Origin of the sequence: Microcoleus sp. N9_A2, assembly GCF_036701775.1 — a bacterium.
In the GTDB taxonomy this organism is placed as follows: Bacteria; Cyanobacteriota; Cyanobacteriia; order Cyanobacteriales; family Microcoleaceae; genus Microcoleus.
Genome location: NZ_JAUBRH010000053.1, coordinates 1 through 12,874, shown reverse-complemented (window position 1 = coordinate 12,874; position 12,874 = coordinate 1). Strand labels below are relative to the sequence as shown.

Here is a 12,874-nt window from a genome sequence, read left to right as displayed (position 1 = left end):
TTAGATTTTGCCTCTCGGAAAACGAGAGAGCATATCAAGTTAATTGGCGGTCATTTCAGCAGTTGTGCCCTCAATGGCTGCTATTTCTAAACTTATCGGTTCTGCACTTTCTAACAAAGGTTGTTTGCCTTCTACTTCGGCTTTATAGCGTTCAAGATTTTGTTCTAATTCCTGAATCCGCTGCTCTTTTTCGCGAACTTGGCGGAGTTGTTGGCGCGACGCGAGGGTTCGCTGCAGTCTCGACCACAGACTGAACAGCCACGCTAGAGTTGCCCCTAATCCGGTCGCTACAATTAGTTCTACGCATAGTGGAGCTTTAACTTGGACGCCTTCGATAACTTGAATCGCGACTGGCTGTGTATTTTCGATGCTGAAAAATACTAGAGCCAAGCAAATCAGAAAGATGAAGAAGAAATTTAGCGCTCGCATTTTCTCTGTTCCTAATTCTCAATTCAGGTTAAGCAAATTATTTACCATTTGTCAACTGTTTCTTGAAAGATATTCTCAGTTCTTGTGATAAGATCAAATCCGGTGAATTAACCATAATATCCGGGGAGGGGCGGGTTTATTGGAGTTCTGAGAGTTGATTGAAGATATTGGTTAACCCGCCCCTCTAGGACATATCCTCTTTAGGTTTGACCGATGTTTTGCGGTTTCTTGCCGATTAAGAGTGCTGGCAATATTTTATATTTCAAAGCAATGCCTGCGGCTACAAACAAGGAAATAATCAGCGCCCCAATTCCTACCGGGCTGGGAATCCAGAATATCGCCTCCAAATAGTTAACTTCTCCGGGTTTGAGCTTCCAAACTAACTGTTTTCCCTGCTGATAGCTTTCGGGAACCAGCGCACCGGCGACAGTTTCAATACTTTCGGCACCCCAAGGCGTGTTCAAGCTAAAGTCAAGCTCCAAAAGTCCCCCCGGACTCAGCAGCAGACTGCCGTTAGAAGAAAGCAGTGAAAGAGAGCGCAAATCCAATTCCAAACTCAACCGATTTCGCAGCACCAATAACAAATTATTCTGCTTGACACTAAGGTGAGATTCAAACTTCGGCAAATCGGTTTCTAGCGGACTTGCAACCCGAGATTTTGCGGTTTGTGCGATCGGATTGTAAAATTGGTTAAACTTGTCTTCTAACTCAGCGCCATTATTGAAAGGAATCCTGACTAGAACTTCTGTATCAGAAAGCCGTTTAGTTTTCCCATCCAGCAATCTCACCCGTTGTTCTACGCTTTTCAACCAATCTGCAACTGTTTCGCTGCTGAAACTCGTCAACCTTTCCCCGAGTTTAATGTGCTGCACGATTTCGCCGCGAGTTTGACTCTCAAAGTTAACTCCGACATCGTACTGAACACAGCCAGTCACTAGAGTTAAAAGACACAAGACAAAAGGTAAAAGAAAGAAAAAGTTTTTTTCCCTCTTCCCAGTTCCATCCTTGACAATTTCCTGCTTCATTTTACCTTTTTTCCTATTTTTACCTTTAAACCGCTTCTAAAAACCTGAAGAACTCATTCAACTGTCAACTGTCAACTGTCAACTGTCAACTGTCAACTGTCAACTGTTTAAGGTACAACCAATAGTCCGGCAAGGGTTGAAACCCCTGCCTCAAAGCTCAAGTCATCTCAAGAGGACTGAAGAACTCATTCAACTGTCAACTGTCAACTGTCAATTGTCAACTATTTAAGATTGCCTCGAAGCTACACCCAACTGTTGAAACAGCATACTCGGCAAATATGCCGCACCGCCTACCCATTCGGCTTCGCTGCTTAAATCTGCCAAATTTTTAAAGGCTTCAAAAATGCTGCCTGCCACCATTGTATTCTTGACGCGACCGACAATTTTGCCTTTTTCTACTTTGTAGCCTAAGTCCAAGTTGACAGAAAATTCGCCAGCTAACTGATTGGATTGGCCGGCACCTAAAACTTGCTCTATTATCAGGCCTTCGTCCATGCTAGCAATCAAGTCTTGGGTGCTGGTATTTCCTGGGGAAATGCAAAAGTTAGTCAAATCAGGGCCCGGGCGCGACAATCCGCCGCGAAAACCGTTGCCGGTTGATTGTACACCGGCGCGAGCGGCCCATCTGCGATCCCAATAAAATCCGGTGACGGTGCCTTTGTCTATCAAGGTTTTGCGGGTGGTGGGTGTACCTTCGTCGTCGAAGGGACAAGCAGAAGGGCCGTAGGTGGGGTCTTCAAAAAAGGTGAAGCGTTCGTCAAATAAGGTTTCGCCGATTTTGTCGGCTAGGGGAGATGCTTTTTGGACTACTGCTTGACCTGAAAGGATTGTATCAAAGAGGCTGCCTAATGTGCTGGCGGCGGCTCTGGGGGTAAATAAGACTGGGTAGGAACCGCTGGTGATGCTGGCTGGATGTTCGGCGAGGCGGTATTTTTCGAGGAGTGATTGCAGGATGCTGTTGGTGTCCAGGGGTCGATCGCGCGCAACATCGTAACTGTATGCTTGCATAAAGTCTTCTCCTTTGACCAAATTTCCGGCGATCGTCCCGCTGACTATTTGGCTGCTTCTTTCGGCATACACATCTCGCGTCGTGGCAATTTTGACGCGGCCGCTGCGGACGTGAAAGCCTACATCTACCATAATATCGGGATTGTAGGCGTGAACTTGCTCAATGAGGTTTTTGCCGTTTTCGACTAATTCGGCAGTTGTGGGCGGAGTGTAGGTGGTTTCCGGGCCTTTTAGGTGGAAGTTGGAGGCGAGTTCAAATTCTGCGGGATCGCCGATTTCGGCAGTTTGAATGGCTGCATCGACTAAATCGTCTATCCGCGTTAAGTCGGTGGAACTAGCAAAGCCGATTTTGCCTTTGTGAATCAGCCGGAGTGCTACGCCTTGCAGTGCTTTGGTTTGCAGGGATTTGAGGCGATTGTTTTCAAATTCGATCGGCGTGTCTTGACTCGACAGGTAGTATACTTCAGCGGCATCGGCTCGCTGACTTGCCAATTTCAATATCTGTTCTATGGTGGAATCGCTCACAATAATCGCCTTTCTGGTTGGTCTTTGTTTTATTTTAGCGATTTTGGGTGTGGCCAGAAACCGGGTTTTTTCCCAAAATATCGATACACCGCCGAAAAACTGCGAAAAACCCGGTTTCTTTGATTTTGGGTACGGCCAGAACTCGCAAAGACTTAGAAACCTGGTTTTTACTGAGAAGACGCGCTGTAGCCGACTGATTCGCAAAAAAAACCGGTTTCTCGACACCCGCGCGTAAAACCATCCATCGCTTGATAGAATTCATCTTCCGAAGCATTTTATAGCGCCCAAACTTTTCCCTGGCTGGAAGAACAAGTTAACAGTTATTCACCTATCGAATGCTAGTGGCTAATATTCATCCCCCCCCGACCCAAAAGCCAATAGGTCATCATTTCTCCTCTTCCCTTGACCTGGATCGTACCCCTTGGCTCTAGTAAGTATTTATGCTGTAATTTGAGATAAGTCGCATCGGAGACTTGAATGTATCCCGGTTTACCGTGGGATTCCATCCTTGAGGCGATATTCACCGCATCACCCCAGAGGTCATAGATAAATTTCTTAATCCCAATTACTCCCGCAATTACAGGCCCGGTATTAATCCCGATCCGAATTTGTAGAGATTCCCCAAAAATATTCTCCACCTCTTGCATATAGGCGTGCATATCCAACGCCATGTTGGCGATCGCTTCGGCATGATCCGTTCGAGAAACGGGTAAACCACCAACTACCATGTAGGCATCCCCAATGGTTTTAATTTTCTCTAAACCATACTTTTCAGTGAGTTGATCGAAGGCAGAGAAAATTTGGTTCAAACCTGCTACCAATTGCATCGGCTCTATCCGAGCCGAGATCCCAGTAAAACCTACGATATCCGCAAACAAAATCGTGGCTTCTTCAAAATGTTCAGCAGGGGATTCATTAGTTCGCATGAGGCGATCGGCAATTTCCGCAGGTAAGATATTCAAAAGTAATTGTTCTGACCTTTCTTTTTCTTGGCGCAGTTCTCCAGTTCTTTGCTCCACTCTATCTTCCAACTCTTCATTTGCCAAATGGAGGGCATCTAGAGAATCCTTCAGTTGTTGGGTCATGCCGTTAAAAACGTTGGCTAATTTGCCAAGTTCAACAATGGAACTAACCTCGACTTGTTGGTTGAGATTGCCCCCAGCGATCGCTTCCGAAGCAGTGGTGATCCGCTCCACAGGACGGATAATCCGGCGAGCGGTCAGAATACCCAACAAAATTGCCAAAATCAAAGTTGCTAAACAGAGCAGGATTGTAGTCTGAGTATTGGCATTAATTTGATCCATAAAATCTGCTTCTGGAATAGTCACTACCACCAACCAGTCAATACCTTTACCATCTCGAAAAGGAGCGACTTGGACGAAATAATTTTTAGCAGCGACGGTAAATTTCAGTTGATGAGATGCTTGGATATTTTGAAAATCCTGAAACTGCTCTAGCAAAGCTTGACTCGCTTTTTGGGTGATGGCATTGCTACTATTGACAACCTTGAGTCGTTCAATTCGTTGTTCTGGCAGTTGGACAACCTTTTCTGGGTAATATTGAAAGGGCTTTTCCCCTGTAGAGGTGGCCATCATTTCTCCAGAACGTTCCAGAATAAAACTTTGCCCAGTTTTACCGATTTTGAGTTTACTTAAAAAATCCCCAAACATTACCAGATTTAAGCTTGTCATCCACACTCCTTGCAGCTCTCCAGTCTTGGTATATATGGGTTTGCCAGCGGCAATGTATAGGTATTTACCTGTAATGTGAGGATACAGTTTTGCCCAAACAGCTTGCTTTTGCTGGACTGGAATTTTATAGTAGGGGCGTTTGCGGGGGTCAAAGTTAGGTTTCCCGGCGTTGATAATTTCCTGGCGTTCCCCTTCTGGACTGGCGGTATAGGTAGTCAAAGTGTGGTTATTTTCTACCTCCGAAGTACGGATGACGATCGCGCCATCATCCTGCCGCTCACCAGCAAAAAACTCCTGATTGGGGGTAACAAAAGCTGCGGCAGCAATAAGGGGAAAGGCAGGGAGTTGTCCCCATAGAAACTTCTCTACGTCTCTCCCATTATTAAGATTGATGCGGTTTTGGAGCAGGGCTGCATCATAGTTTTCAAAGGATTGAAAGGGAATAGCAACCAGATAAGTTAGATTTTCCTTGATGCGATCGCTAGTATCATTCCGCAACTGAGTAGCTACATCATTTACTGCTTTTTGACCGTTTCTATAGGAAAGATAACCAACAACAGCCACTGCTCCAACTGTTTGGACAACAAATGGAACAATTAGTAGTATTTGTAGGGGAATTTTTCTAAAAAGTCCAGGTGATAATGGCATCCTTAAGAAGCTTTGGCAAGTAATGTTGCCATTACGGGACAAAAAATAACCCTGAGCGATAGATCGAACTGTTGCTGCCTATTTTGTCATGGACGATCAGAAATGCTGAATTTTGATACAATTTTTTACACTCAGTAAGAGCAACCCCTTGCTAAGGGTTGGAAATTAATATTTTTTCACCGTATAAGTAGATAGGCCCTGTAAAAAGGAACTATGTAAACGATTGTCAAGTATTGAAATGCGCTAAGCGCGGCTGGCTTAGGGTTGTTTGCATTAAGTAGAAGTTAGCCTAACTTAGCCATACTAAAGAGCAAACAATTATAATTGTTGCAATTAACGCCACCCAAATAAACTGATTATCTTTCGTATTAACCTGGCTCAAATCAACAGGTTCCGGTGCAACTAATTTGGGTTTGGCGTACTTGATATCAGCCTTGGGATTGGCTTGAAAACTGATTGATTGATTTTCATCCAAAGCTGCTAAATCGGGGATTTTCACCATCCATTCGGGAGGGATGGTGAGTTTGGGGGCTTCGAGTATGAACAGCAAGCGCTTGGCTTGCTGGCGGGTTTCTTGGCGGGGATGGCGGGTGAGTTTGCGGCAAAGCTCGATCGCCCTTTCTGTATTGCCAGAGGCTTCGTAGGCTGTCACTAGCCACATCTGCACCTCGCCGCCCAACCGGGAATTGCGATCGACTAAACCGGTAGCTGTTTCTAAACTCTGCACAGCTTGAGCATACCGGCCACTCTCAAAAGCTACTTGCCCAGCTTGGTACTCAGTTTGAACTATTTCTAACTTTTCTGAAGTCACGAGCACCCACCCAATTCACAAATATTAATTCCCGAATTCCCCAAACGCTAGAATTCGCTGTTGTGTTGCGATCTATTCGATTCTGCATCCCGTTTTGAATCCAATAGCTCAAATCGGTCTACTTTAATGACAGGGGATGATCGGTTGGCCCCAGTGTTGCGATCTTGCCAGCGGTCGAACTTCAACGAACCCTTGACACCAATCAACCGACCCTTGCGAATATAGTCAGCAGCTATTTGTGCATCCTTGCCCCACAGTTCCAAATTGAACCAGTCTGGCTGATCGCTGCTCTTGGATGTGCGGTTGACTGCCAGCGTCAATCTGCACTTAACTGTACCCGACTCAAAATACTTAACGTCCGGGTCGCCGCCGACGCGGCCTACTAAAGTCACAACATTAAGACTCATAAACTTTTTTTGGGAATGTGGTCGATCGGTGATGTAGTTAAACAGTCCATACGCGCACTAGCCTCCAAACTGAACTTGGAACAGCGCTTGTGAGGCTTCATCCTGATTGTACACCCAGTTACCAGAACATATTGATGGTGGATGATTGGCTCGGGGGCGCTCAACCTGAGCTCGACAATGTACATTTCTGACTAGACTCAGGATGAAAAACGTAATAGAATCCACCTCGGTTACACTTTTGTAACAACATTATTGCACACAATAGTATTTTAGTTTTTGGGGGGGGGTACGAATCAGTGGGTCTTCTCAATCGATTTTCGTTATCTAGAGATATGGGTATCGACCTCGGTACTGCTAACACGCTCGTTTATGTATCGGGCAAAGGTATTGTTCTGCAGGAACCTTCTGTAGTGGCGATCGACCAAGATTTAAAAATACCGCTGGCTGTTGGAGAAGAAGCCAAAAAAATGCTCGGCCGCACGCCAGGGAACGTCATAGCACTGCGCCCGCTTCGCGACGGGGTAATTGCAGACTTCGATACGGCGGAACTGATGCTCAAGACTTTTATCCGCAGGGTTCACGAAGGCCGAAGCTTAGTTTCGCCGCGGATCATTATTGGCATCCCCAGCGGTGTCACCGGAGTCGAGAGGCGTGCTGTCATTGAAGCGGCGACTCAGGCCGGTGCTAGAGAAGTACGGTTAATTGATGAACCCATCGCTGCGGCGATCGGGGCTGGACTGCCTGTTGCTGAGGCGACTGGCAATATGATTATAGATATCGGCGGAGGTACGACGGAAGTTGCGGTTTTGAGTTTGCAAGGTACGGTGATCAGTGAGTCTGTGCGGGTAGCCGGCGACGAACTCAATGAGGCGATCGTCCAATACATGAAAAAAGTTCACAATTTGGTCATCGGCGAACGCACTGCTGAAGAAATTAAGATTCAGGTAGGTTCTGCATATCCAACTCCAGAGGATGACGACGTAATGATGGAAGTGCGGGGCTTGCACTTACTGTCTGGTTTGCCGCGAACTGTTACTATCAAAGGCCCAGAAATTCGCGAAAGTATGTCGGAACCGCTTTCAGTAATTGTGGAAGCTGTCAAGCGTACTTTGGAACGCACCCCCCCGGAATTAGCAGCAGATATTATTGACAGGGGAATTATGCTGGCTGGTGGTGGGGCGCTGATGAAAGGTTTAGATACTCTGATCAGTCACGAAACCGGAATTGTCACTCACGTAGCGGCCGATCCGCTGTGCTGCGTGGTTTTGGGAACTGGTAGGGTATTGGAAAACAAACAGTTGGAACGGGTTTTCAGCGGGCAGTCGTCGCGCAATATGTAGTTAACAAATTTGGGATTGTGGATTTAGAAATACGGCTGCAATCTCAAATCTAAAATCCTGACTTAACAATTTGAGATTAATGAAATTATGCTAAAAAATACATTCCGAAAGTGGTGGGATCTGCGGCTGCAAATTGCTCTTCTAGGTTTAGCTGTAACTGCGGCTTGGGGAGTTCGACAAACACAAGGTGCTGCAGTATTTGAAGTTTACAATTGGGTGACTCGTCCGTTTCACGCCAACGGCTCTGGGCAAGAGGAACTCATCTCGGCGCGCACTCAAGAATTGCAAGCGCAGCTATTAGAAGTAGAAAATCAAAATCAGAAGCTAAAAGAGCTTTTAGGTTACGTTTCTGCTAAGAAACCTAAAGGGATTGTAGCTCCTATTGTTGGCCGCAGCGCCGACCACTGGTGGCAGCAAGTAACCTTGGGGCGCGGCAGTAAGGATGGCATCAAAACAGATTTTACTGTCATGGGCCCGGGCGGTTTGGTAGGCCGGGTTGTCAGCGTGACTCCTAATACTAGCTTGGTGCTGTTAGTCAGCGACGCTACGAGTCAATTGGGTGTGGGAATTACTCGCAGTCGCAACATGGGTTTTATGCGCGGGAAAGGCGGAAATCAGGCTGTGATGGAGTTTTTTGAGAATGTTCCCAATGTCAAGCCTGGGGATGTGGTTTCAACTTCTTCTTACAGTCAGTTGTTTCCTCCTGGTTTGCCTGTGGGAAAAGTGGTTTCGGTGGATATGAATAAAACTCCGGCTCCAGAGGCTGTGGTTGAGTTCTCTGCACCGATGAATTCTCTGGAGTGGGCGGTGGTTTACCCGCACTCTAAGCAAGCCGAACCGAAGGATTCGCAGACTCAATCTTCAGCAGCATCTGAGGGAGCACAGCAACAATGAAAGCTTTATCTCGGATGTCTTCGCGATCGCGCCAATTTCTCAACTTCGGCGTTACATTTGTTTCTGTGATGCTGTGCATACTGATATTGCCTACTCGGCTGCCGGGAATGGAATTGCTGGGAATTGGGCCGAACTGGCTGTTAATTTGGTTGGTAGCTTGGAGTATTAAGCGGAAACGTACAGTTTGGGGAGCTGCTAGCATGGGCTTGGTTTTGGGGTTTCTTCAAGATGCGTTGACGGCTCCTGATCCCACCCACGCTGTGAGTCTAGTTGTTGTAGGAGTCTTAACAGTTGTTTTGCAGAAAACCTGGTCGATTCCGGCAGATATTGTTGAGAGAGATCCGATTCCGATCGCGCTAATTGTGTTTGGGATGGCGGTGGTAGCGGAAACGGTGATGGGGCTGCAATTTTTTGCTATGGGCGATCGGGCTTTACTGGAAATTTGGAGCTATCACCAGCGAGTGGCTTTGTGTTCTGCTATTCTTAGCAGTCTTTGGGCTCCGGTGATTTATTTTCCTCTCAATCGCTTGTGGGAAATGACCAGGAATGTAGAAAAGCCTTAGTCATTAGTCAACAGTCAACAGTCAACAGTCATCAGTCATCAGTCATCAGTCATCAGTCATTCGTTAACAGTTAACAGTCAACAGTCAACAGTCAACAGTCAACAGTTAACTGTAGTCATTCTACTATTACTTGTTGGCCCAAACCTAATAAGTGATGAACGGCAATAATTAAGTCGCTGAGAATGAAATTAGGCTGGTGCTTTTGCAGTTGATGGCGGCTGCGAATGCCGCAGGTAACGGCAATTGTAGGTATTCCCAATGCTTGTCCCGCAAGGATATCTGCTTCGGTATCTCCGATCATCCAAGCCGAACCGAGAGATGACTCAAATTCTTCTGCAACTTCAGCCAACAATTCAGTTTTTAAGGCTGTATAGTTGTGATAGGCAGCATCGGGCATCTGAGTGCCGCGAATGCTGGTAAACAGTCGGGCTAAACCGTAATTTTGCAACAGTTGAACGGCTTGATTTCTCGGCCGCAGGGTGACTAAAATCAGCCGCACGCCGCGGGAGTGCAGAAGTGCGATCGCCCATTGCACTCCCGGCTGGATGCGATCTAAGTGCAATAAGTCTGGCTGATTGACAATCTGACTGACGCATCCGAGAAAAACGTGAATTTCTTCTCCCCACAAGCCGGAACTTTTGGCTATTTCAGCATCGGGTACTCGGTTTTGTTTCATTTGCCAAAACTGCTGTTTGCTGAGGATTTGAAGGTTGAGGTTGATTCCCCTAGCAAGATAAGCTGCTTGAGTATCGGCTAATCCCTGTTGATAGGTGGCATAGTAGCGATCGGACACATCGACTATGGGCCCGTCTAAATCGCAAAATACCGTCATCCAGGGAGACGAGTCAGCCTCTGATGGTAGCTTGTACTGAAGGTTTTCGGAGTCTTGGGCGACAGCAGTTAACATAAAACGTTAAGTAAATCAAGGGAACTATACATTTCTTGACTGTAGCAAAAAATGTATAAGTTATAATACATAAATTTTAATGAGTTTATTAAAAAAACCTATTAATTTTTTGAGGATGGGGCTCAATAAAGGCGATCGATCAAGCCGGCGCGTCGATAAAATTCAGGGAAAAAGTGATTTTTGTGGCTGTTAATATGTGCTTTAGCCATTAAAGTTTAGAATTAAGTTTTTAGTCTTTTGTAATTTACCCATGCTCAAACAAAGCGATTTTGTTAGGAATCCAGACACTAATCGAGTAGAGGTGCTTTCCGAAGCACTGCCTTACATTCAACACTTTGCCGGCCGCACGATTGTGGTCAAATATGGCGGTGCTGCGATGAAAGATAGCACTCTCAAAGACAAAGTTGTTCGGGATATTGTGCTGCTAGCTTGCGTGGGGATGCGTCCGGTTGTGGTTCACGGCGGCGGCCCGGAAATTAATATTTGGCTGGAAAAATTGGGCATTGATCCACAATTTAAGGATGGTTTGCGGGTGACTGATGCGGCGACAATGGAAGTCGTAGAAATGGTTTTGGTAGGAAAGGTAAATAAGGAAATTGTTTCCTTAATCAACCAAGCTGGTGGCAAAGCAGTGGGATTGTGCGGCAAGGATGCCAATCTGATTCAAGCTCGTCCAGATGGCAGGGAAGGAATTGGATTTGTTGGTGAAGTCAGTGGCGTGAAAATCCAGATTTTGGAGTCTTTGGTTAACAGCGGTTATATTCCGGTGGTTTCGAGCGTGGCAGCCGATGAAAACGGTCAATCTTACAACATTAATGCTGACACGGTGGCTGGAGAAATCGCGGCTGGTTTGGGAGCAGAAAAATTGATTTTGATGACTGATACTGCGGGAATTTTGGAGGATTATCACAAGCCGGATACTCTGATTGCTAAGTTGGATATTCAAGAAGCGAGACAGTTGGTTGAGTCGGGAGTTGTGTCTGGGGGGATGATTCCGAAGGTTAATTGTTGTGTGCGGAGTTTGGCTCAGGGTGTGAAGGGCGCTCACATTATTGACGGGCGAATTCCTCATGCTTTGCTGCAAGAAATATTCACGGATGCGGGGATTGGCTCGATGATTGTGGCTTCTGAGTTTAGCGCGGGGAAGTTAAGGAATAAGTAAGGGGTAAATCCTAGCGTGGGGAGGGCAGGTGCGTGAAATGGGTAAACTCGCTGCGATCGCGTATATCCTAACTCAACCTGCCCCTATAAAGCTTAAGAAGGTACTTCTGGCAAATGACTTCAACTAATTCTAACCGTTGTTGAATTTCAGCTTTTCTTAAACTATGATCAAACACTTTAGAGTTTTGGATTCTGTTGCGATTCTCAAGCCGATTTCCAATACGCGATTAGCGCTAGTGGAACCAGAATACGCATCTATTTCTAGTTTGCCAGTTGGACTTGTGGGAACTATTGTTGAAGTGTATGATACGGGAAAGGAATCTCAGTATTTAGTGGAATTTGCTGATAGTCAAGGGATTGAATATGCTATGGCTATGTTGAAAGCTGATGAAATTTTAGTTCTGCAATATGAACTTGCATTTGCTTAGTTATGTGAGGAGCACAGAAGTTAGATAAAGGCGATTCCCTACGGGATAGCTGCGCTTCACGCACTTTGGGAAGGAAAGGGCGATCGCACTTTAGTTTGGTACTTAAATCGCGCGATCATTTAACGTGCAGTTTCAGCTTGAATTTCTCGAATAATAGTTGAAATTTCTTCTGCTGACTCAAGGTGTCTAGCGAGAACTTGAGCAGTTTTGTCCAGCAAGCGTTCTGAAAAGACTTTAGCTAAGTCTTCCCGTAAACCTTGCCCTATATAAAACTTAAGCAATGCTTCTACAGACATATCTCGATTTGTGGCTATTTTATCAAGTGATGCTGTCGGGGCGACAAGTCACCTATAACGCTGATAGAATAAGCCTCATAGCTCTTATGCCTTGTTGATAATTAGGTAGTTTATGTGGATACAAAGACATTAATTCAACAACAACCAGCCAATTACTAAACATCGAATCGACCCATGATTCACCCCAAAGTCCCATATAAAAAGTGCTATGACGTGCATATTTTCTGTGATTTTCTGTTTTTCTACTTAGATATTCTTGAACTTGCTTTGACTTAATTTCAATCCCTTGGATTATACTCTTCAAGTATGCTAGTGACAACAAAATTAGGTAGTGCTTTTATGTAAAGGATGGAGGATAATACCTCTATGTCCAGTCTTTTGAGGAGTCTCATCATGAAACCCTATCTGATTTGTCCCACTTGTGGTTCTGACGATGTAATGAAAAATGGGATGACTCGTCGGGGCAAACAAAACCACAAATGTCGCGACTGTGGTCGGCAATTTGTCGAAAATCCTCAGTGGACAGCCAAAGACACCGACACTTTGGCAAAAATTGAGTTATACCATTTTTTTAAAGATGTGATAGAGATAAAATACCGCCAGACATTGATAATTACGTCTTTGAGTTTTTACATAAGTCTTGCATAACTTTAAAAAAATGGTATTACTTCTGCTGGAGCGGATTTCCCTCGCTGGTATTGCCCGAGTCATGGGCGTTTCTGAGAGCTGGCTCCTTGCATT

General features: G+C 45.5%; 14 protein-coding genes and 1 pseudogene. 6 read left to right on the top strand and 9 right to left on the bottom strand.

All coding sequences use genetic code 11. From position 1 onward, the window contains the following. Positions 1-39 precede the first annotated feature (39 nt). The 6 genes from QUA44_RS23645 to QUA44_RS23620 all read right to left on the bottom strand — a co-directional run bounded on the left by QUA44_RS23645 (position 40) and on the right by QUA44_RS23620 (position 6,544). Positions 40-429 (bottom strand): LapA family protein, encoded by a 390-nt coding sequence (locus tag QUA44_RS23645; protein WP_333254893.1) that lies wholly within the window; start codon positions 427-429, stop codon positions 40-42. A 200-nt stretch (positions 430-629) separates the two neighbouring features. Further along, the gene (locus QUA44_RS23640) at positions 630-1,454 is read right to left on the bottom strand and encodes a DUF3153 domain-containing protein (RefSeq protein ID WP_333254891.1); all 825 of its coding nucleotides are present in this window, start codon (positions 1,452-1,454) and stop codon (positions 630-632) included. 225 nt (positions 1,455-1,679) lie between these two features. Beyond that, positions 1,680-2,987: a metallopeptidase TldD-related protein gene (locus tag QUA44_RS23635; protein WP_333254889.1), complete on the bottom strand. Its 1,308-nt coding sequence runs from the start codon at positions 2,985-2,987 to the stop codon at positions 1,680-1,682. Positions 2,988-3,325: 338 nt separating this feature from the next. Next, entirely contained in the window at positions 3,326-5,326 is a 2,001-nt protein-coding gene (locus tag QUA44_RS23630; RefSeq protein ID WP_333254887.1) for an adenylate/guanylate cyclase domain-containing protein, read from the bottom strand. 289 nt (positions 5,327-5,615) lie between these two features. After that, a complete protein-coding gene (locus tag QUA44_RS23625; protein ID WP_333254885.1) occupies positions 5,616-6,137 on the bottom strand; it encodes a tetratricopeptide repeat protein in 522 nt (173 codons plus the stop codon). Positions 6,138-6,184: 47 nt separating this feature from the next. Beyond that, a complete protein-coding gene (locus QUA44_RS23620; RefSeq protein WP_333246150.1) occupies positions 6,185-6,544 on the bottom strand; it encodes a single-stranded DNA-binding protein in 360 nt (119 codons plus the stop codon). Between the two features lie 332 nt (positions 6,545-6,876). Here QUA44_RS23620 and QUA44_RS23615 point away from each other — a divergent pair, with 332 nt between their 5' ends. The 3 genes from QUA44_RS23615 to mreD all read left to right on the top strand — a co-directional run bounded on the left by QUA44_RS23615 (position 6,877) and on the right by mreD (position 9,341). Continuing rightward, complete coding sequence (locus QUA44_RS23615) at positions 6,877-7,884, top strand: rod shape-determining protein (RefSeq protein ID WP_006632285.1); 1,008 nt, start codon at positions 6,877-6,879, stop codon at positions 7,882-7,884. Positions 7,885-7,971: 87 nt separating this feature from the next. After that, positions 7,972-8,778, top strand: coding sequence for a rod shape-determining protein MreC (mreC, locus tag QUA44_RS23610; RefSeq protein ID WP_333254883.1), 807 nt, complete (start codon positions 7,972-7,974; stop codon positions 8,776-8,778). After that, positions 8,775-9,341, top strand: coding sequence for a rod shape-determining protein MreD (gene mreD, locus QUA44_RS23605; protein WP_333254881.1), 567 nt, complete (start codon positions 8,775-8,777; stop codon positions 9,339-9,341). The genes mreC and mreD overlap by 4 nt, the downstream gene beginning before the upstream one ends. 115 nt (positions 9,342-9,456) lie before the next feature. Here the strand turns inward: mreD and QUA44_RS23600 are convergent, their stop codons facing one another. Further along, entirely contained in the window at positions 9,457-10,248 is a 792-nt protein-coding gene (locus tag QUA44_RS23600) for an HAD family hydrolase (RefSeq protein ID WP_333254879.1), read from the bottom strand. A gap of 250 nt (positions 10,249-10,498) precedes the next feature. On the opposite strand from QUA44_RS23600, the gene argB reads away from it, so the two are divergent. Together argB and QUA44_RS23590 are read left to right on the top strand one after the other, a co-directional pair. Then, positions 10,499-11,410, top strand: a complete 912-nt coding sequence (argB, locus tag QUA44_RS23595) for an acetylglutamate kinase (RefSeq protein ID WP_333254877.1) — start codon at positions 10,499-10,501, stop codon at positions 11,408-11,410. A gap of 163 nt (positions 11,411-11,573) precedes the next feature. Beyond that, on the top strand, positions 11,574-11,837 hold the full coding sequence (locus QUA44_RS23590; protein WP_333254875.1) for a DUF4926 domain-containing protein: 264 nt from the start codon (positions 11,574-11,576) through the stop codon (positions 11,835-11,837). A gap of 119 nt (positions 11,838-11,956) precedes the next feature. On the opposite strand, the gene QUA44_RS23585 is transcribed toward QUA44_RS23590, so the two are convergent. Next, a complete protein-coding gene (locus QUA44_RS23585; RefSeq protein WP_333254873.1) occupies positions 11,957-12,133 on the bottom strand; it encodes a hypothetical protein in 177 nt (58 codons plus the stop codon). 348 nt (positions 12,134-12,481) lie between these two features. On the opposite strand from QUA44_RS23585, the pseudogene QUA44_RS30785 reads away from it, so the two are divergent. Further along, positions 12,482-12,631 (top strand): annotated as a pseudogene (locus tag QUA44_RS30785) (transposase-like zinc-binding domain-containing protein); the annotation flags it as partial. 60 nt (positions 12,632-12,691) lie between these two features. On the opposite strand, the gene QUA44_RS23575 reads toward QUA44_RS30785, so the two are convergent. Then, positions 12,692-12,874: hypothetical protein (locus tag QUA44_RS23575; RefSeq protein WP_333309964.1), on the bottom strand; the 183-nt coding region annotated here is incomplete at its 5' end.